Consider the following 20,974-nt stretch of genomic DNA (forward strand, 5'->3'; position numbering starts at 1 on the left):
TAAAAGGCTAACATATTTTCGAGTTCTATTAACTTAAAAACTTTTAAATATGTTTACTTTATTATTAACTCAGTATCGCAGAGGAAGACAACTCGAATCACTTGGCGATTACATTTTAGAATCAAATGTGTTTTGGATGATCGTAATACTTGCAATCACATTTATTCTTATTAAAAGAACTCGTAAAGAGTATCATTCACATTGGAATACTTTACTTGATGAATGTAAATTATCATCAAGAGATTTTTATGCTGAATTAAAATCTGAACTGGCTCGTACGAGCATTTCAGGAATGAATAACTATAACGTGTATCTTAAAGAAGGGAGCATCTTTTCAGGAAGAAGACTCTACCTCAGAGTGAATTGGAAAAATTATCGGTATGACATATGTGCAGCACCATTTGGTAAAGGTTTCTTCATCAGCTCTTGGCTTTTAAACAAAACAGGAATTATAGAATACTTCATATCTCGTTTCCCGTTAGGTCTTAAGATCGTTAAAATGCTTAACCCTGTCACGTATTACAAAATTGATACCGCTTCAATGTTTCAAACCTATTGCCATCAAGCCGTACTCAATGTCATTGATCGCATGACTAAAGACACAGGAGTACGACCACTTTCTGAAGACCAAAAGAAACCAGTATTCAATCACAATAACCTTTTTAAGAGATAGGACTCATGGCAAAAAGTAATATTGACCCAAAAGTACTCGAAGCTTTAGCCGAAGCCGTCAGAGTAAAAGGAAAGTTTACCAAAGCAGAAATGGAATCAAAAACCTTTAAAGATGCTCTTGCAAAAGAGTTGAAAGGTTTCGGGAAGGAATTTTCAAATGAACTTGGTGGATGGCGTAAGGCAATATTTGGATTTTAAGCTATGAACCTTAACGCTAGTGAACATGCAACCATTCATTTCTATGAATGGGAGAAGCGAATACGCGGTCATTACCATTTTGATGTACCCGTAGAGCTTGAACCATACTATGTGCCGTTTGAGCATAGAGATACCAATAATCATCATGTCGATGATGGCAAGGCAATAACACTTTTTGATCGTATTGGTTCTTTGATACGCCCTCAAAAACAAGAAGAACCAAAGGAATCAACATCAGATTATATTGTACATCAATACACCCCTACAACGGAACTTGTAGGGGTTCTTCTTCGTTTTCCAATAGGAGCTGAAATATATCCGCAATTGTTTCGTGAGTTTCTACAACTGATCACGCAAACCAAAAGTCCAGTATCATTTGAGATTCTGGCAAAAAAAGGAACGATGGCTATTCAAATAGTATCAAGTCAACAAGACTATGCGAGAGTTCAATCACAACTACGAGCCTACTTTCCTAATGTAAGTATAGAGACTATTGAAAACGTTTTTGATTATGGTATTGATCTTGAAAGTGAAACCGTTACCATTGTTGATTTTGGATTATCACAAGAAACAATGCGCCCTATTGCAATGACTGATAGTTTTAGGATTGATCCGTTAACTTCAATCATCGCTACAATGGATAACCTTGGTGATGACGATGTAGCCATATTTCAAATACTCTTTCAAGGAGTAGAAAATCCGTGGGCGTACGATATGCAAAACGCAGTATCGGATGGTACGGGTGGCAGTTTCTTTAGTAATAGTCCTGAAATGCCAAAACTCGCATATGAGAAAACATCAGACTCATTATTCTCAGTCGTTGTACGTGTAGTTGTTGAGAGTAATGATACAGAAAGAAGTGAATATGTCACTTCCGAGTTTATACAAAGCATCACAACCGTATCGGACTCTGGGTATAACAAGCTGAAACCTCTTGATAACAAAGACTATGATTACAAGCAGCATTTACGAAATATATTTTTGCGTTGTTCTAATCGTTTAGGTTTTCTACTAAACTCTAAAGAACTAGTACAGTTTGTCCACTATCCTAATAGAACGGTCAATAGCGCAAAGCTTGGTATAGAAGGAAGCAAAACAAAATCGCTTCCAAAGGAATTGATACAACAGCCGTATTATATCGGTATCAATGAACATAACAGGGAGCTTAATAACGTAAGTCTTAATGATGATATGCGTTTACGTCATACACATATCATAGGAGCTACAGGCGTAGGTAAGTCAACATTGATTGCTAATATGGTTTTGCGTGATGCAGAGCATGGAAATGGCTGTGCAATCTTTGACCCACATGGTGACATCTGCGAAGACATTTTAGCCCGTATTCCAGAACACCGTATTAATGATGTTATCCTTGTTGATCCGTCGGATATTGAACACCCAATAGGTTTTAATTTATTAGGCGCACATACCGAAGCAGAAAAGATTGTCCTATCATCAGACCTTGCATCATCATTTAAACGATATGCGACGGCTTGGGGCGATAATATGACCTCGGTATTATCCAACGCCATTAACACCTTTTTAGAGAACCCAAACGGTGGAACGATCATCGAACTCAAGCGTTTCATTCTTGAAGAAAAATTTAGAAATGAGTTTTTAGAAAATGTTGAGGACCCATCATTGCATTACTATTGGAAAAATGAATATCCAATGGTTAAGAAGGGAATAGCTCCACTCTTAACTCGTATAGATACTTTCTTACGTCCAAAGACGGTAAGGTATATGCTCGCTCAAAAAGAAGGAATTGATTTTAAAGCCTGTATTGAGCAAAAAAAGATCATCCTTATCAAGCTGTCACAAGGACTCATTGGAGAAGAGAACAGCTACCTATTAGGCTCATTGTTTCTGGCAAAATTGAATCAGGTAGCCATCGGACGGCAGTCATTAGCAAAATCACAACGTCACCCATTCTATGTATATCTTGATGAGTTTCAAAACTTCATTACACCAAGTATTACATCTATCCTTTCTGGGGCGAGAAAATACGGTCTTGGACTTATCCTCGCTCATCAGGAACTGGCACAAATTGACGATACCAAAACGCTTAATTCAGTTATGTCAAATCCATACACACGTATTTGTTTTAGACTTGGCGATAGTGATGCAAAGAGACTAGAATCTGGTTTCTCTTTCTTTGAACAAAATGATTTACAAAGCCTCGGTATTGGTCAAGCTATTATGCGTGTTGGAAGCAGTAACAATGATTTTAATATCCAAACTGACAACCTTCCTGAAATCAATACGGAACATGAAAATACAATACGTGCATCGGTTGTAGTGCAAACGAGAGCAAAGTACGGTAAACCGCGATCAGCAATAGAACACATTTTAGTTAACTTATTACCCAATCTTTCAAAATCCAAAAAAGCAAAAGAACTACCAAAAAAGCAAGAAATAATACCTGATTATAAAGAAGAAGAACTTGTTATTCAAAAAAGGGAAGTCACAACAGTAACACCTACAGCAACATCTTTAGAAGAACAAAAAGAGAGCTATCTCAAAGGCCTTGAGAAACAAAAAGAGATAAAACGTCATAGCTATCTTCAAGAACATATCGCGCAACTTGCTCGTCAGCGTGGATTTAAAGCAAGTATTGAAAAGCAAACATCTCGTGGAGGAAGAATTGATGTTGTACTTGAAAATAACCAGACTCATATTGCAATAGAAGTCGCTATTACCAATACTCTTGATTATGAGGTGAAGAACATCCAAAAATGCTTAGCTGATAATTATATACATATTTGGGTTATATCAGATAGTGACGTTCACCTAAGAAACATAGAGAAGAAATCTAGTGAAGTAGTAGATGCTAATACACTTGAATCAATTCTTTTCATCAAGTCAGATGAGGTCGTACACTACCTCGATACAATGATAAAAGCATCAGCTCCAAAGCAAAAGAAAATCCAAGGATATCGAGTTACAACAAGCTTCCAAGATGAAACAGCATTTTCTGCAAATACAAAGCAAAATGAGATTACTGATATTATTCTCAAAGCCTTGCAAAAGAGTAAAAAGAAATAGTATCTGGCAGTTAAAAACTAAGTAAATATTCCCTAGGAATGGTTGCTTTTGGGAGCTAACTTAGAGTATAAAACAAGTCAAAATGAATAAAAAAAGAATAGGTGTTTGGATACGTGTAAGTACCGAAGACTCTGCAAAAGGGGAATCTCCAGAGCATCACAAAAAACGAGCAGAATTGTATGCAGAACTACAAGGTTATGAGATTGTAGAAATATATGATCTTGCAGGAATGTCAGGTGAAACCGTTATGAATTATCCTGAGACACAACGGATGTTATTGGATATTAAAAGAGGTCATATATCAGGATTGATATTTTCTAAATTGGCTCGTTTTGCACGTAATACTATTGAACTGCTAGAATTTGCAAATTATTTTCAGAAACATAATGCAAGCCTCATATCATTACAAGAGCGCTTTGACACAAGCACTCCAGCAGGCAAACTTTTCTATACCATTGTTGCAGCTATGGCAGAATGGGAACGAGAGGAAATTGTGAGCCGTGTTAATGAGTCAGTAAAGGTACGAGCAAAAATAGGGAAACGACTTGGAGGTAAAGACCCGTATGGCTATCGTTGGGAAGGGCATGATTTAGTCATCCATCCAGAGGAAGCTGTGGTACGTAAACTAGCGTATACGCTTTTCCTTCAAGAGAAACGAAAGAAGACAGTCGCTCGTATTCTCAATGAACGAGGATATAGAAATCGAAAAGGAACAAAATTCTTCGATACTAATATTAAACGTTGGTTACGTGACCCACTTTCAAAAGGTCTACGACGAAGCTATTTTAGTTACAAAGAAGTTGTTGATGGAAAAACAGTCGTTAAATATCGCGATGAGAACGAATGGGAATTCCATCCTGCACCTGCTATCGTTACTGAGGAATTATGGCAACAGGTAAATGATATTCTTGATGAGCAAGAAGCTAAAAATAAGAAGCCTTTAAATAGAAAAACACATACGTTCACAAGATATATCTACTGCGGTTGTGGTTCTCGTATGAATGTTCGTTCAGGTAATGTCCATTATCGTTGTTCTAAAACAGGATGTGGTAACAAAATTGAACGAAAAATTCTTGATCAAATCTACAAGGAACAACTTATGGGATATGTTGAGTCAAAAGAAAAAGTTGCAGAGTATTTAAAACTATCGCATTCAACAATTGAGGATAAAAAGGATTTGCTTAAACTATCAAAAGACAAACAAACAGACCTTGAAAAACGTATTCAGAAAATTATTGATCTGCATGTGAATAATAACATTACCGAAGAAGCATTTAATGATTATTATGATGAGCCATATAATCAACTTCAAGAAGTCAAAAAAGAAATCTTAAAACTTCAAACTGAAATTGAAATTTTGGATGGAAAAACTTCTTCTATTGATCTTGTTATGAAAGAAGCCTATGACCTCTACACCAATTGGGATAAACTCGGTGATATTGAAAAACGCAGAATTGTTGAAATGGTTACTGACCGCATAACCATTGGTACTGATGATAGTATACACATTAAACTCTACAGGCTTATGCCTGAACCTTCTTTTTCCGAATTCGGAACAAATGGGCAACAAAACCCATTCCCTTAAATTTCATTAAATCTTTAACAGATTGCTTTCCTAATTCTGAAAGATTATTTGAAGAGGTGGCTAAAATACGTTTACTCAATCCTACAGCACTTTCTGTTCGATTTCCAGAGCCTATGAGAATGGCTATGAGTTCTGCATCTGAAAGAGCTAACCTTCCTTTATTTACTAATTTTTCACGCGGTCTGTCATCCTCCGACCAATACTTGATCGAGAATGAAGTTTGTTTTTCTGACATAATTAAACTTATTTTTCTGACATTGCTAAAATAAAGATTGTTATGCTAAAATGCCTGGCTTTTTTCCATCAGAATTATTTGTAGTAACTTTAAAAAGAGATATTTTAAAACATCTTTTAACTTAAATAAACGAATTGCTTATGAAATCCCTATTTGATGCTACTGCGTATGAAGAAATTAAATCTCGTTTGGAAGCCTTACACGAAGAAAGTACACCTACTTGGGGTAAAATGAATGTAGGACAAATGGTAACGCATTGCCAATTTCCTTTAAAAATTGCATTGAGCAATAAACCAAGGAAACACAAATGGAATCTAGTCGGTTTTTTATTTAAAAAATCATTGTATAATGACAAGCCATGGAGAAAAGGATTACCTACAGCTAAGCCTGCAAAGATTACAGATCAAAGGGAATTCTTAAAAGAACGTGAAGCATTAGTATCTATGGTAGACGCTTTTCATGCCAAAAAAGAACAAACCGAATGGCAACCGCATCCTATGTTTGGCACATTCACTCCCGAACAATGGGGTCAATTAGAGTATAAACACCTAGATCATCATTTAAGACAATTTGGTGTATAACAAAATAGAAATTAGAAAAACAAAATCTTGAACACTCTCTTAAAACGGGGTGGTTGTTTTCTATTTTTTGTAATCTGCGAAGCACAAAAAAGGGAGCTATAAGCAGCTCCCATTATATTAATTATGCGCAACCATTATCAGGTGCAAGACATATTCCGCTTGGAAGCCATATACCACAAAGACATACTACACATTCAAATTGTGTAATTTTTCCTCCGTGACCCCCTTGTACTCCTTGTTGTTGATTCTTGTTTAATTTTTCAACGCCTTCTAATTTTAAAATGTTTTTTAACATGATTGTAAAATTTATGTATTTATTAATTTTACTATGAACAATTTCAGACACTCATAGCGTATGTCTATCCTTGCAAGAATATTTTTATTGCAGTACTGTATTCCTTATGACTAAGGAAGTAATAACTCACTATGAATAAACAGACTACAGGTTGTTTTTCTTTTTCATTAAAGGAATAAAAAGAATAGAGAGAAGTCAACACCTACTTAATAAGTGCAATAAAAAATTACATATTTGCGCTTATTAATTATAAAAAGATTATTTATTAAGAAAACGTTATTGAGGAAAGTTAAAATCTATTAATCGTTGTTCAAAAACATGTATTTCTGTAGACACAAATGAAATTCTATATAATACTTCACCTATACCATCTGCATATAAATATTCATCACGCCCAGGAGATACCTCCCCTTGATCATTAAGAACTGCATACACTTCATTTACTGCACACTGAAAGTCTCCTGCAGGCACTTCTACTTCTTCTTCAGTATCCAATAAAACACCAAACACTCCTAAAAACAGTTCTTCGCTTCTTAAATACTCTTGATTACTTTCACTAGAAAAAATAATACCTTCATTTAAACGCACCAAATAGCCTAATGAATCTTTTACTTGAAATGTAGTTACATCTTCTGCGGGGAAATTACTTGAACTTTCTTCAACTCCAGAAACGGTAACTTGAAATGTAAAAATTTGTTCTCCATTAATTTCTTGCGAAGCTATAATTTCTTGTTCTTCAGTAATACCGGTTGTACTAAACTCACTAGAAGGATTATTAAACTCATCCCTTCTAAAATATTCATACGTCCAAGTATTTCCAACTCTTAAATTGTAAAACCCTACATCTTCTACTTCTACTTCTACTTGAGGTACAGAAGTGTCATTATCGTCATTATTACAAGAAATACAAAGAAGACACAAAAAGCAAATAAAAAAAAAGTGTTTCCTCATAAGAAGTAAGTTTGTATTAAAACGAATTAATCAAATATTTAGTATGCCTTTACAGCTACTCCATTTCTTCTATATAATAAAAAGGATATTTTTCTCTTACGTCAATAGTAAAGTCCTGCAACTCATTATTCAAAAGATTTTGTGTCGCCCTTAAATCATACACACTTTGCCTGTAAGAAATCATAAAATCTAGGTACTGTTGAAGTGTTATTTCTTTATTTATTTTGATTTTAAAATACACACTATCTGATACCGATTCTTGAAAATAGTCAGATACTTTTTGTTGATCTATGTTATCTTTTAGTATAAAAGTATCGAGATCTATGACTTGCTCCTTTTTATCTTTGAGATAATCTTCCCAAAAGACAGTTGTAGGTAACGGAGGTAATTTAAGCTCTTCTCTAACTTCATCTAGGGCTTTTGTGTAGTGTAAGAATTTAGGGTACAGAAAATCATTAGCCTCATTAACTGCATGTATAGCATAGTATACTACATACATACCTCTTAAAGTAGCTTTTTGCTCTAACTCTTTCAACTGATAATACTGTATACTTCCATCTGCATATATAAAAAACTCTGGATCTTTAGACCTAGAATATGGACAATCATAACCATGTGGAATATTAATTAATTCATCAAAAGAAACTTCATTACCAAACAATTTGTATCTTATAGTATTAGTATCATGGAGTACTTTTACTTGTATATCACAATAGTTACCATATCTAGATCTTAATACTTTGTTCTCATATGATACCGTATCTAAAGTCTTTGGAATTGACACATAAGGATGTGATATATTGTATACATTTCCAAGCCTGTTATAATTTGACTTTTTAAGTAATGAACAGGAAAATACTAACGCCAAAAGCAACAAAAAATGCAACAGTAATATTTTAATAGTATACCCTTTAAATGTACGTCTTAATTCTTTTGTACTCTCTAAGAATAATACAATAAAAAGCAAGATGCACATCACCTTCATTTCTTCAAACATCTGATATTTCGAAAGTAATAATGAAGATCCCGCTACAAAAGCAAACACTTCTGAAAACCAAAAAAAGTAATTCCCGACCAGAAAAGATTGATTATTTAAAATGTTTCTCCGCTTAGAACGTCGTTTTAGATCTTTAGAAGTTCCCGACATATAAAATGCAATACAAACAGAATTCCCTAAAATCACTGCGTTTCCTGCAAAAATAAATGACAAAAAATCCACATAACTCTCTGGTAAAATACTATTCACATTAAATTTAGAAGGAAAAAGCGTTATAGATGTATACCGGTATAGTGAAAAAAGATATTGTTGAAAGAAATAGAAGATAAGCATGCAACTTAACCCCAACAGGACACTCAAAAGAAACTTTCTTGAAGAAAAATCTTTGCGCCTAAGTGGTTTGTGCATATAGAATCTACCCATATATATATATAGGTAGTAACACTTAAATAATTGTTACAGCAAACTATACAATCTCCTTCACCTCTTCAAAATCTAACCCACCATAGTTTCCACTACTCATTAATAATAAAGCTGTGTTTTCAAATTCTTGATCAAACAGAAATTCTTTAAACTGTGTAGGGTCTGTATAAATAATTAGGTCTTCTCTTTGGAAGGCTTCGGCGATTTGTGCTTCCGTTACTTTTTCTAGTTTTTTAATTTCAACCGCATGTGGAGAATAAAAAACTACAGCTACATCAGCAGCATCTAGAGCACCTTGATACTCTGATAAGAATTCAGCATTCAAACTACTGTAGGTATGCAATTCTAAACAAGCCACCAACGTACGATTTGTATATTGCTCTTTTACAGCTTTGGTCGTCGCGCTTACTTTGGATGGGCTATGTGCAAAATCTTTATACGCCACATTAGTCGTGCTTTCTGCTATTTTTTCTAAGCGTTTTGACGCTCCTTTAAAACTCGCAATGGCCTCATAAAAATCTTCTTCAACTACTCCCATATGCTGGCAAATCCATTTCGCTCCAGCCAAATTATTAAGATTATGTTTTCCAAATATTTCTATAGGCATAGGCCCTTCAGGCGTATCAAGTAAGGTCTCTCCATCCTCCACTTCATATACAGGAGTTTCATAGGGATATTTCTTGATATGTGCCGTTGCATTCTCAACCACCTTTACCACCGCTGCGTCTTCTGTATTATATACCATTGCTCCCCCATTAGTCATGCTATTGACAAATATTTGGAACTGCTCTACATAATTTTCAAATGTGGGAAACACATTAATATGATCCCAAGCAATACCGCTTAATAACGCAATATTCGGTTTATACAAATGAAACTTAGGGCGCCTATCAATAGAGCTGCTCAAATACTCATCACCTTCTAATACAATAAAGTCATTCTCTTCGGTAAGGTGTACCATGGTCTCAAAACCTTCCAGTTGTGCTCCCACCATATAATCCACTTCCTTTTCCCAATAATGCATCACATGCAATATCATAGATGTAATTGTAGTCTTTCCATGAGATCCACCTATCACAACACGTGTTTTATTTTTTGATTGTTCATACAAATACTCAGGATACGAATACACAGTAAGCCCTAATTCTTGCGCTCTATGCAATTCTGGATTATCCTCTTTTGCATGCATTCCTAAAATAACCGCATCTAGATCATTGGTGATTTTTTCTGGAAACCATCCAAAAGTCTCTGGCAATAATCCATATTTCTCCAAACGAGATTTTGAAGGATCAAAAATAGTATCGTCACTTCCCGTAACTTGATATCCTTTATGATGTAATGCTAAGGCTAGATTGTGCATTGCTGCGCCTCCTATAGCTATAAAATGTACGTTCATATATCGTATGTATAATCGTCTTTAAAAATAAGATTAATTCTAGAAAAGATGTTTCTTTATTTGGTGTTTCCGCTTTCGCGAAAGCAAAATTAGAAGCAATCCCTATAAAAACTTTAAAAATGAGTTCTTATTACGGGATATTCAAATACTTATGGGTTTGTAATGAAATTTTCCATTTTGGATTTGCCATCACATAATCTACAATAAGTGGCACCATCTTATCTCTCACAGACCATTCCGGTTGTAGATATAGAATACAATTTTCAGACACTTTGGCTGCTTGCTCTTCGGCAAATGCAAAGTCACTTTTGTTATATACAATCACTTTAAGTTCGTGTGCTTTTTGAGACACCTCATCTTTAGGCAACATTCGTTTCTTTGGAGAAAGACAGATCCAATCCCAATCTCCAGAAAGGTCATAAGCTCCTGAAGTTTCTATATGCACTTGGAGTCCTCTCTCTTTCAACAAAGTTGTAAGCGGTTTCATATCCCACATCAAAGGCTCTCCTCCTGTCACTACAATAGTATCACTATATTTTGCTGCATTATCTGCAATTGTCACTGCTTCGGTAGGTGGGTGAATTGCGGCATCCCAACTCTCTTTTACATCACACCAATGACATCCTACATCACAACCTCCTACACGTATAAAATACGCAGCAGTCCCTTTGTGATATCCTTCCCCTTGAATCGTATAAAATTCTTCCATAAGTGGAAGTAATTCTCCTAAATCTACACGTGATTGTATGGCCTCTTTTGTCATAAGATGCAAAGATAGGAAGTATTAAGATAGTAACGGGACATATTATACCCCACGAAGTAACCTTTTTAAAAAAGAGATTTATCGTCTTTTAAGAAATAATAAAATGGCAGCTACAAGTGCAATACCACTTGAAATTCCTAATGCTAAATAGCTTGCCCATAAAGAAAAGGCATCTGCTAAAGAACCCATAATAGCTGGTCCCGCCATAAATCCTACAAAGCCCATTCCCGCAACGATAGAAATTCCTTGAGAAGAAGTAACTCCTTTTGCTTTTCCCGCCACTCGAAATAACTCCGGAATAATGACAGAAAACCCAATTCCAACGAGACCAAATCCAACTAAACTTAACCCTTGCGATCGGGATAGAATAGCAATATATCCCGCAATCGCTATAAGCAGTCCATATATAATAATACGATAAGAACCAATACGTGAACTCACCTCATCGCCAAAAAACCTACCTAGTGTCATTGCTGCACTAAAAATAACAAACCCAAAACCAGCTAGCCATTCTAAAGATACACCTACAACATCTTCAAGATATAATTTACTCCACTGCTCTAATGATCCTTCACTACCCATCACAATAAAAGAGATAATAGTTAACGCAAAAATGGGTTTTAGTAATTTTAATGAAAACCCTGTATGTTCCTTTTCAATGGGCTTGTTTGCAATAGCTATAAAGTTTTTAGATAGTAAAACATTGGTTACTATGAGCACAAGTGTAACAACAACTATATGAATAAAAGGAACAGTTACAGACCCAATCACAAGACTTCCTATTCCCGCACCTAAAACACCTCCTAAACTAAAAAAAGCATGTGCCGCACTCATAAAGTGAACATCATCTCCTTTTTCTAATTCAGACACAAGAGCATTCATCGCTATATCAGTAAAAGCGCTACTCATTCCTGCCAGAAATAGACTAACACATAATAAAATCAGTGACGGAGCTATAATAGGAAATAAAAAAAGTACTGCAAAAACTACAATACCATACAAAGTTGCCTTTCCTACTCCTATAGCATCGATAAGCTTTGATGAAAAAGTAACTGCAAAAAGCCCTCCAATAGCATAACAAAATAAAGCAATCCCAATATCGCCATCATCTATCATCAATTTTTCCTTTACCCTTGGAATATACAGCACCCATGTTCCAACCATGATATTGATGGAAGCAAACACCCATACTGGGGCAAAATACCGCTTTCGCGAAAGTATTAACAACAGAGAATTCATGGTTCTAAAACTACTAAATCCTATGCTATAACACACCTAAATCATACCGCTAATTACGAAAACGTTTACGTAAATTCCTTTTTACATCACACTATAATGCGTATTTTTATAGTCATTAATTGTATCTAATGACCATATCAAAAACTACGTATCAAAATACACTCGCTTTCGCGAAAGAACAAGACGTAAAAGACCCGCTTTCTCATTTTAGAGATCGTTTTCACCTCCCAATAGACAAAGACGACAATCCGCTTGTTTACATGTGCGGAAATAGTTTAGGATGCCAACCCAAATCGGTTGCAACGTATCTGGAGCAGGAATTGAATGACTGGGCAAACCTAGGTGTAGAAGGACATTTTGAAGCCGAAAATCCTTGGATGCCCTATCATGAGTTTCTTGCAAATCAAATGGCAGACATTGTAGGGGCACTTCCTAGTGAAGTTGTTATTATGAATACATTGACTACAAATTTGCACCTCATGATGGTCTCTTTTTATAGACCTACTGCAACACGTCATAAAATCATTATTGAAAGTGATGCCTTTCCATCAGATAGGTATGCGGTTGAGAGCCAGATTAAGCATCATGGATTTGACCCTTCTGAAAGTCTTGTTTTATGGCAACCTAGAGAAGGAGAAGAATTATGTCGTTATGAAGATTTAGAAGCTATTGTAAAAGAACATGGAGATAGTATTGCGCTCTTCTTAATAGGAAATACAAATTACTATTCTGGACAATGTTACCCGATTCAAAAAATTACAGAATTAGGACATCGTAATGGCAGTAAAGTAGGATTTGACTTAGCGCATGGCGTAGGTAATATTTTGCCCGACTTACATAAAAACGGACCTGACTTTGCAGTATGGTGTTCATATAAATACCTGAATAGTGGTCCCGGAAGTTTAGGAGGTTGTTTTGTACATGAGCGTCATCATAGGAATACAAAACTCAACCGTTTTTCAGGATGGTGGGGACACAATAAGGATACTCGATTTAATATGCGTCATGGTTTTGACCCTATTCCTTCTGCTGAGGGATGGCAATTATCCAACCCTCCTATTCTATCAATGGCGGCGGTAAAAGCCTCTTTAGATATTTTCGCGGAAGCGGGAATGAAAAACATACGAGCAAAATCAATTCATCTTACAGGATACTTAGAATTTTTATTAGACGATCTTAATCATGATCGCATTTCAGTAATCACTCCTAGAGATCCTGAACAACGTGGTTGCCAACTCTCTATTCAAGTAAAAAACGCAGATCGTAGTTTGCATGATCAATTAACCAAAGCGGGAGTTATTTCAGATTGGAGAGAGCCTGATGTGATTCGTGTGGCACCAGCACCATTATACACAAGCTATGAAGATGTGTATATGCTAGTTGAAAAATTAAAACAAATTTTATAATTAAGAATTGTTCTCTCCCTTTGGGAGAGATGTCTGAAAGACAGAGAGGGAATGTATATACCTGAAATTTATAAAAATGAAAATCCAGAACAAATCAGGGCTTTCTTAAAAGAAAACAGTTTTGGAATTTTGGTTACCAATAAAGATGGTGTCTCTTTAGCTACACATATTCCTTTAGAATATGCACAAAAAGAAGATGGCACAGAAATTCTACATGCGCATATTTCTAAAGCAAATGAACAATGCAAGCATATAGAAGATGGCGCTGATGCCTTATGTATTTTTAATGGACCACATAGTTATGTTTCTAGTAGTTGGTATGATTTTGAAGAAGTTCCTACATGGAATTATATTGCTGTGCAAGTGCGCGGGAAATTCACCGTATTGGATAAAGAAGGATTATGGAATTCTGTAAAAGCCTTAATGCATAAATATGAAGATGGACAAGAACACCCGGTACATATGGAAGCACTCTCGGAGAAAACATTGAGGCAAATGAATGGTATTATAGGTTTTGAAATCGCTATATCATCTATTGAGGCAGCTTATAAATTATCTCAAAATAGAGATGATAAAAATCATGCAGTGGTGGTTGATCAGTTACACAAAACTGGGGATACAGGAAGTAAAGCTATTGCTGAAGAGATGCAAGAGCAAAGAAAGAATAAAAACTAATTAATTAAGATTTTCGCCGGAGTTTATCCTGAGCGATAGTCGAAGGCGGGAATGAAAATATATGGATACTAAACAACACATATTAATTATTGGGGCTGGTCTTTGTGGTTCGTTATTAGGATTACGTATGGTACAAAGAGGCTATAAAGTCACTATTGTAGAAAAACGTCCAGATCCAAGGCAAGTACATCAAGATGCAGGACGTTCTATCAATCTCGCTTTTTCAGATAGAGGTATGAAAGGGATCAAACTGGTAGGCCTCGAAGATGCCGTTCGCACCTTATGCATTCCTATGAATGGGCGTATGATTCACGATCCAAAAGGAAATACATTTTTTAGTCCGTATAGTGGTCGTACAGATGAATATATTAATTCTATATCTCGTAGCGACCTTAACTTGATGTTATTAAATGAAGCAGACAAATTTGATGATCTGACCATTCATTTTAATTTAGGATGTAAAGAGGTAGATCTTGAAAATGCTACAGCTACTTTTAAAGAGTATACGACAGGAGACATCCAAACATTCTCTGGAGATATTGTTTTGGGCACCGATGGAGCTGGCTCATCGCTTCGTAAAAGTATGTACCTAAGTAAGAAGTTTTTATTTAGTTTTTCTCAGGAATATTTAGGGCATGGTTATAAAGAACTTTCCATTCCTCCTACTGAAGGTGGAGGATATCGTACTGAAAAAAATGCGTTACATATATGGCCTAGAGGTCGTGATATGATTATAGCACTTCCAAATTTAGATGGAAGTTTTACAGTAACGTTATTCCTAGATTATGAGGATGCACCTGATAGTTTTGCCTCTCTAAATTCTCCAGAAGCTATTACAGAATATTTCACGCGACAATTTCCCGATGCTGTAGCGATGATGCCTAACTTAATCCAAGAGTTTCAAGAAAACCCAACGGGACCGTTAGGAACTATTAAATGTAGTCCTTGGCATTCCTTTGGAAAGACGTGTATCCTTGGAGATGCAGCACATGCGATTGTTCCTTTTTATGGGCAAGGTATGAATGCTAGTTTTGAAGATGTTGTTGTTTTTGATGCTGTCCTTGAAAAATACCAAGGAGATTGGGAAACCGTATTTAAAGAATACGAAAAGGCACGTAAAAAAGATACTGATGCGATTGCTGACCTTGCTGTAGATAATTTCCATGAAATGAAAGAGCATACCGCAAATCCATTATTTCAAGAAAAACGGAAATTAGAAACGGCTTTTGAAAAGGAGTACCCTAATGAGTATTATTCAAAATATAGTTTAGTAACATTCAATGAGGATATAGGTTACAGAGAAGCCATGTTACGAGGAAGAGCTCAAGACAAAGCAATACTAAGCTTACTCAGTGAAGGAGCCCTTTCTGATGATCTTTCGCTTAAAGCGAAACTAGAAAAAATCCAACAAGAAACAAATGACATATTGCATGATGATGCAATTGTAGAAAATTTATAACCATGAGTAGTAATTTAGTAGAAGGCAAAGCGAGTCCGCGAGGGGCATATCCACACGTAAAACGTGCGGGTGATTTTTTATTTATTTCAGGAACCAGTAGTAGACTTCCAGACAATACATTTGCTGGTGTAAATAAAATAGATGACATGGGAACCATGCATCTGGATATTAAAGAGCAAACGCGTGCTGTCCTAGAAAACATTAAGGACTACTTAGCTACTGAAGGGGCAACGATGGCAGATGTGGTAGATGTGACTTCCTTTTTGGTAAATATGAATGATTTTGCAGGATATAATCAAGTGTATGCTGAGTATTTTAGTAAAGAAACGGGGCCTGCACGTACTACCGTAGCGGTACATCAATTACCGCATCCGCATTTAGTGGTTGAAATCAAGGTGATGGCGTACAAGCCTTTGTCATAACGAAAGTAATAGACGCTATACGTCAATAAGTAAAAAATGAGAGCAATTATATCAAAAGAGTTCATTCCTTTAGCCCTTTGTATTGCATTGCTCTTACTTTCAGAAATAAAAGGAGTAGGTTTTACGTATAATTTTAGTGAAAAGTATGATATCGGATTCCTGTTCATTTTAATTTCGGCTATATCTTTCTTTTTACACAGAAAAACATACCTCATTTTATTTACAATCACACTTTTCTTAGGTAGTTTAAACTTTATAAATATCTTTTATAATACCTATACATTTGGCATTGCTGATATTATTCATTTTAACCTCATATTTATCGGTATTTTTATTTTATTTTTCGTTACCAATAAAAAAAGTATGAACACCATTTTTCCTAAATAAATTACTATGAATTATAACCACATTTGTACAGGTATAAATGATACACTACTCAATTCAAATCGATATTTAAAATAAATCGCAAATGGAAATTTTAGAATGGATACAGAATTGGTTTATACAAAATTGTGATGGCGAATGGGAACACAGTGATGGTATCCAAATCACTACGATAGATACTCCTGGATGGGATGTTGAAATTGATATTTCCAACACTTCAATAGCTAATATTCATGTACCATGGATACTTAATGAGACCAATACACAGGATTGGTATGGAGTTAAGATTGAGAACCAAAAATTTAACGCTTCAGGTGATCCTGGAAAATTAATATATCTACTAGGTTTATTTAAAGAGATGATTCAGAAAATTGAAAATTAATATAACTCCTAAACATAAAAATGTATCACCTCATTTGCACAGATATAGACGGTACGTTACTTAATGCAGATCGGTATTTGAGTGATCTGACGGTGTCCGCTTTCGCGAAAGCAAACCTACCTACCATATTAGCTTCCTCCCGTATGCCGAGTGCCATGCATTACCTACAAAAAGGTTTAGATATTCAAAATGCTCCTTTGATTGCCTATAATGGAGGTCTTATTTTAGGCAAAAATGGTATTTGTATAGAAAGTAACACCATGCCTTTAGGAGTCCTAGAGGATCTTCTTACACATCATAAAAAGCACACCTACAACTTAAGTATTTATGCTGATGATGATTGGTTTACAGATCAGGAAGATTTCTGGAGCTTACGCGAAATAAATAACACCAGAGTTACTCCTATTTACCAAGAAGGATTTGAGAGTCATGCTTTTTTAAAAACAAACCAACGAGCGCCCCATAAATTGATGTGCATGGGAGATGCATCTGAAATAGATAGTATTGTTTCGTATCTCGCAGATCGTCACAATAAGCAAGTACACTTATATCGCTCTAAAGACACCTATTTGGAAATCACTCCAAAATATATAGACAAAGCAAAAGCACTTCGAATCTTATTAGATCATAGCTTTGATTTTGAGATGGACAACGTCATTGCGTTTGGAGATAATCATAATGATGAAGAATTACTCAAACATGCTGGTTTTGGGGTTGCTGTAGCTAATGCGACCGATAAACTCAAAGCGATTGCAAATCACACCAGTGCATTTACTAACAAAGAAGAAGCGGTCGCTAAAGCTATTGAGGCGTTTCTCTTATCAGATAAAAGAATATAGATCGCTTCACGTATAGAATATAGACTGTTTTTTATCACAATCTTTACGTATTTAAAACCTTTCGATAACTGCTATTATGTGGTTATGATTTTCACATCAAGAACCTTTTGATCACAGTTATAAAAAAGCAGGTTATCACATAAAATATTGTAAATTAGTTTTATACTAATGTTGTGTACAATAAAAACAAAAATTAATGATTCCAGACTTTTTAAAGAAATTTGAATCAGATTTAAAAAAATACGAACGAGAGTTTGTTCGAATAAAGGCAAAACCCAGAAAGGAAAAGCTTCTTGAAGATAATTTAGAATTAACTGATAGTAAATTCTTAGGATTTCCTTTTTTCCCAAAAGAGAAAGAATACCCGAAAGATAAAAGCGGAAAACCTATGATAATGATTGCTCAACTGAATTTTGAGCAAATCCCTAAACTTGAACATTTTCCTGAGAATGGAATTCTACAACTCTTTCTTTCATCAACTGACTGGTATGATGAAGATTCTAAAATTATTTACCACTCAAAAGAAGAATTAAGTAAACAAACATTAGCTGACTTTTCATTTCTATCAATTAATGATTATGAAGAAATGCCAATATATAAACTTCACCAACTTTCTTTTGAAAAAGGAATTGATAAAGGAGGTTCTGAGGACTCTCAGTTTGACTATCTCTTTGATGAAACCGATTATTGGGATTTCACAGAAAGCTTGAATGAAGAACAAGAAAAACAATTCGGAGAATACTTTGACTCTATGGGACATAAAATTGGTGGATATGCTGAATTCACTCAATCAGATCCAAGAGATTATAATGCGGAACAAAGAAATGATATTCAAGTTTTACAAATTGATGTTGATGACCACATAATGTTTGGGGATAGCGGACTTGGGCACATTTTTATAAATAAAGAGAATCTAATTAAAAAGGATTTTTCAAAAGCTTACTTTTATTGGGATTGTTGTTAAAAAATTACTGTACACAACACGGTGTATAAAACATAGCTAATAAGTGCTTAACCGAAATGCTTGTGTATATTTAGGAAGTCCGCCAAATTTTTAATTTGGCTTTTAAAAAGAGAAAAATTAAAAACAAAGTATAAAAATTCGGCTCTGTGTTATTCCAAAAAGTTAGTGTCTTTTTGCACGCTACGTTTCATACAAAAGTCCGTTGTAAATAATGCCTAAAAATCATAATCTGAATTAAAAATTATATTTTAAGGAAATGCAAATCGTTGATGAAATACTAAAAATAAAAAAAGTAAAAAACACAGCTGTACGAACTGTAGTTTTACGCCACCTTTTAAGTCAAGAAAAAGCACAATCACTAAAAGACATCGAAAACGCATTAGTTTATACAGACAGAAGTTCTATTTTTCGAACTTTAAAAACATTTGAGAACAATAAAATTATACATAGTATAGAAGATGGTTCTGGTATGATAAAATATGCTGTTTGTGTCAAAGGCTGTAATTGTGACCCAAAAGACTTACACTACCATTTTTATTGTAATAATTGCGACAAAACATTTTGCCTTTTTGACGTTCCTTTTCAAAATATCGAACTTCCCGAAAACTTCAAAATACAACAAGCTAATATGGTTGTTAAAGGATTATGTAACAACTGTAACAAATAATCTTTGCAATCGAGTTGCACCATATGGTAATTACATTTGTAATATCATTAAAACGATATTATGAAACTTTATACTTCTATACCAAAAAAATTAAAACCTTATTTCAACACAGAATTAGAAAAATACAGAACTGAAAGTATATCTGGAAATTTAATAAATGCTTGGAATCATTTGGAACGCGCTCATATAATCGGACAGAAATATCCGTACTCACATACGCTAGTACATTGGAAAATGCTAAAATTTGGATTTAAAATCAAAAGCGGAAAAGAAATCTTTGGTCAGATTCCAAGACTAATTTTTGGAGGAGTTAAATCGTATGTTGGAAAAATTCCAATTGGTAATCCAGGAGGAGCAAATGTTCCTCCTCTAAAATCATTTCCAATAGAAAAGGAATTAGAAGATATTTTTACAAACGCTGGAGTCTAATTCTAACAACTATGAAAAAAACAATATTTGAAATAACTAAAATGGACTGTCCTTCTGAGGAAAACCTTATTCGAATGAAATTGGACGAAATTTCAAGCATTGTGAATTTGGACTTTGATATTCCGAATCGAAAATTAACCGTTTTTCACAGTGGAAAAAGTGACCAAATCGAAAAGTCAGTTATCGAACTGAATTTAGGTGGAAAGAAAATCTCGACTGAACAAACCGGCCAAACTGAATTTAAAGAAAATAAAAACCAAAAAAAACTACTTTGGTCTGTACTTATTATAAATTTTGCGTTTTTCATAATCGAAATGACAACAGGAATTATATCAAAATCTATGGGACTTGTTGCCGACAGTTTAGATATGCTTGCGGACAGTTTTGTGTACGGAATTAGTTTGTTTGCGGTTAGCGGAACAGTAATAAAGAAAAAACGGATTGCAAAACTTGCTGGTTATCTTCAAATAATACTTGCGATTATTGGATTTGTAGAAGTTTTAAGAAGATTTTTTGGAGACGAAAAACTTCCCGATTTTTCAACAATGATTATTGTTTCAATTTTTGCACTTATAGCAAATGGAATTTGTCTTTTCATATTACAAAAATCAAAAAGCAAAGAAGAGGCACATATGAAAGCGAGTATGATTTTCACCTCGAATGATGTTATTATAAATTTGGGTGTTATAGTTGCTGGACTTTTGGTTAATTGGTTGAGTTCAAGTAACCCTGATTTGATAATCGGAACAATCGTTTTTGTATTGGTAATTCAAGGTGCGTTTCGAATACTGAAATTGAGTAAGTAAAAAAAAGCACTACTTACAACAATGGCTATAATTAATACGGGTTTTGGTGCTTAATCTAAAGTTTAGTGTATTTTTATAAAGTCCGCCAAATCTTTTGATTTGGCTTTAAAAATGAAAAAGTAAAAACAAAATAAAAAGTTTTGGCTAAGTGCTAAATCGGA

At 34.7% G+C, this 20,974-nt stretch carries 22 protein-coding genes and 1 pseudogene; 16 read left to right on the forward strand and 7 right to left on the reverse strand.

Annotated features, from left to right (window positions below; all coding sequences use genetic code 11):
• The first annotated feature begins 49 nt into the window (after positions 1-49).
• The 4 genes from CHB80_RS23525 (at position 50) to CHB80_RS23540 (ending at position 5,500) form a co-directional block, all read left to right on the forward strand.
• Positions 50-673: a hypothetical protein gene (locus tag CHB80_RS23525; RefSeq protein ID WP_089373978.1), complete on the forward strand. Its 624-nt coding sequence runs from the start codon at positions 50-52 to the stop codon at positions 671-673.
• 5 nt (positions 674-678) lie between these two features.
• Positions 679-870 carry a hypothetical protein gene (locus CHB80_RS23530; RefSeq protein WP_089373979.1) on the forward strand — a complete coding sequence of 64 codons (192 nt, stop codon included), beginning with the start codon at positions 679-681 and terminating at the stop codon, positions 868-870.
• Between the two features lie 3 nt (positions 871-873).
• The gene (locus CHB80_RS23535; RefSeq protein ID WP_089373980.1) at positions 874-3,915 is read left to right on the forward strand and encodes a type IV secretory system conjugative DNA transfer family protein; all 3,042 of its coding nucleotides are present in this window, start codon (positions 874-876) and stop codon (positions 3,913-3,915) included.
• Between the two features lie 82 nt (positions 3,916-3,997).
• Entirely contained in the window at positions 3,998-5,500 is a 1,503-nt protein-coding gene (locus CHB80_RS23540) for a recombinase family protein (RefSeq protein WP_089373981.1), read from the forward strand.
• Here the strand turns inward: CHB80_RS23540 and CHB80_RS23545 are convergent.
• Positions 5,487-5,735: pseudogene (locus CHB80_RS23545) on the reverse strand (UPF0758 domain-containing protein); the annotation flags it as partial. The gene CHB80_RS23540 and the pseudogene CHB80_RS23545 sit on opposite strands and share 14 nt — an antisense overlap.
• Positions 5,736-5,875: 140 nt before the next feature.
• Between CHB80_RS23545 and CHB80_RS23550 the strand changes: the two are divergent.
• A complete protein-coding gene (locus CHB80_RS23550; RefSeq protein ID WP_089373982.1) occupies positions 5,876-6,316 on the forward strand; it encodes a DUF1569 domain-containing protein in 441 nt (146 codons plus the stop codon).
• 121 nt (positions 6,317-6,437) lie between these two features.
• Here the strand turns inward: CHB80_RS23550 and CHB80_RS24820 are convergent, their stop codons facing one another.
• The 6 genes from CHB80_RS24820 to CHB80_RS23575 form a co-directional block, all read right to left on the reverse strand.
• Positions 6,438-6,611 (reverse strand): hypothetical protein, encoded by a 174-nt coding sequence (locus CHB80_RS24820; protein WP_179218261.1) that lies wholly within the window; start codon positions 6,609-6,611, stop codon positions 6,438-6,440.
• Between the two features lie 276 nt (positions 6,612-6,887).
• Positions 6,888-7,562, reverse strand: a complete 675-nt coding sequence (locus tag CHB80_RS23555; protein WP_143337241.1) for a hypothetical protein — start codon at positions 7,560-7,562, stop codon at positions 6,888-6,890.
• A gap of 55 nt (positions 7,563-7,617) precedes the next feature.
• A complete protein-coding gene (locus CHB80_RS23560; RefSeq protein ID WP_143337242.1) occupies positions 7,618-8,808 on the reverse strand; it encodes a hypothetical protein in 1,191 nt (396 codons plus the stop codon).
• A gap of 217 nt (positions 8,809-9,025) precedes the next feature.
• On the reverse strand, positions 9,026-10,378 hold the full coding sequence (locus tag CHB80_RS23565; protein WP_089373985.1) for a UDP-N-acetylmuramate--L-alanine ligase: 1,353 nt from the start codon (positions 10,376-10,378) through the stop codon (positions 9,026-9,028).
• 130 nt (positions 10,379-10,508) lie between these two features.
• Positions 10,509-11,141 (reverse strand): 7-carboxy-7-deazaguanine synthase QueE, encoded by a 633-nt coding sequence (locus CHB80_RS23570; protein ID WP_089373986.1) that lies wholly within the window; start codon positions 11,139-11,141, stop codon positions 10,509-10,511.
• 78 nt (positions 11,142-11,219) lie between these two features.
• Positions 11,220-12,380 (reverse strand): MFS transporter, encoded by a 1,161-nt coding sequence (locus CHB80_RS23575; protein ID WP_089373987.1) that lies wholly within the window; start codon positions 12,378-12,380, stop codon positions 11,220-11,222.
• A gap of 128 nt (positions 12,381-12,508) precedes the next feature.
• On the opposite strand from CHB80_RS23575, the gene kynU reads away from it, so the two are divergent.
• The 11 genes from kynU (at position 12,509) to CHB80_RS23630 (ending at position 20,813) form a co-directional block, all read left to right on the forward strand.
• Entirely contained in the window at positions 12,509-13,786 is a 1,278-nt protein-coding gene (gene kynU / locus CHB80_RS23580) for a kynureninase (RefSeq protein ID WP_089373988.1), read from the forward strand.
• Positions 13,787-13,837: 51 nt separating this feature from the next.
• Positions 13,838-14,461, forward strand: a complete 624-nt coding sequence (locus tag CHB80_RS23585; protein ID WP_089373989.1) for an FMN-binding negative transcriptional regulator — start codon at positions 13,838-13,840, stop codon at positions 14,459-14,461.
• 61 nt (positions 14,462-14,522) lie between these two features.
• Positions 14,523-15,920, forward strand: coding sequence for an FAD-dependent oxidoreductase (locus CHB80_RS23590; RefSeq protein ID WP_089373990.1), 1,398 nt, complete (start codon positions 14,523-14,525; stop codon positions 15,918-15,920).
• A gap of 2 nt (positions 15,921-15,922) precedes the next feature.
• Positions 15,923-16,342 (forward strand): RidA family protein, encoded by a 420-nt coding sequence (locus CHB80_RS23595; RefSeq protein ID WP_089373991.1) that lies wholly within the window; start codon positions 15,923-15,925, stop codon positions 16,340-16,342.
• A 36-nt stretch (positions 16,343-16,378) separates the two neighbouring features.
• The gene (locus tag CHB80_RS23600) at positions 16,379-16,729 is read left to right on the forward strand and encodes a hypothetical protein (protein ID WP_089373992.1); all 351 of its coding nucleotides are present in this window, start codon (positions 16,379-16,381) and stop codon (positions 16,727-16,729) included.
• 82 nt (positions 16,730-16,811) lie between these two features.
• A complete protein-coding gene (locus CHB80_RS23605; RefSeq protein WP_089373993.1) occupies positions 16,812-17,108 on the forward strand; it encodes an immunity 53 family protein in 297 nt (98 codons plus the stop codon).
• 20 nt (positions 17,109-17,128) lie between these two features.
• Positions 17,129-17,947 (forward strand): Cof-type HAD-IIB family hydrolase, encoded by an 819-nt coding sequence (locus tag CHB80_RS23610; RefSeq protein ID WP_089373994.1) that lies wholly within the window; start codon positions 17,129-17,131, stop codon positions 17,945-17,947.
• A gap of 196 nt (positions 17,948-18,143) precedes the next feature.
• The gene (locus CHB80_RS23615; protein WP_089373995.1) at positions 18,144-18,911 is read left to right on the forward strand and encodes a YwqG family protein; all 768 of its coding nucleotides are present in this window, start codon (positions 18,144-18,146) and stop codon (positions 18,909-18,911) included.
• A gap of 256 nt (positions 18,912-19,167) precedes the next feature.
• Positions 19,168-19,578, forward strand: coding sequence for a Fur family transcriptional regulator (locus CHB80_RS23620; protein WP_089373996.1), 411 nt, complete (start codon positions 19,168-19,170; stop codon positions 19,576-19,578).
• Between the two features lie 60 nt (positions 19,579-19,638).
• Positions 19,639-20,007 (forward strand): DUF3703 domain-containing protein, encoded by a 369-nt coding sequence (locus CHB80_RS23625; RefSeq protein ID WP_089373997.1) that lies wholly within the window; start codon positions 19,639-19,641, stop codon positions 20,005-20,007.
• A gap of 11 nt (positions 20,008-20,018) precedes the next feature.
• Positions 20,019-20,813, forward strand: coding sequence for a cation transporter (locus CHB80_RS23630; protein ID WP_089373998.1), 795 nt, complete (start codon positions 20,019-20,021; stop codon positions 20,811-20,813).
• Positions 20,814-20,974: the final 161 nt, after the last annotated feature.

The sequence above is a fragment of the Dokdonia pacifica genome (assembly GCF_900188275.1).
Taxonomy (GTDB): domain Bacteria; phylum Bacteroidota; class Bacteroidia; order Flavobacteriales; family Flavobacteriaceae; genus Dokdonia; species Dokdonia pacifica.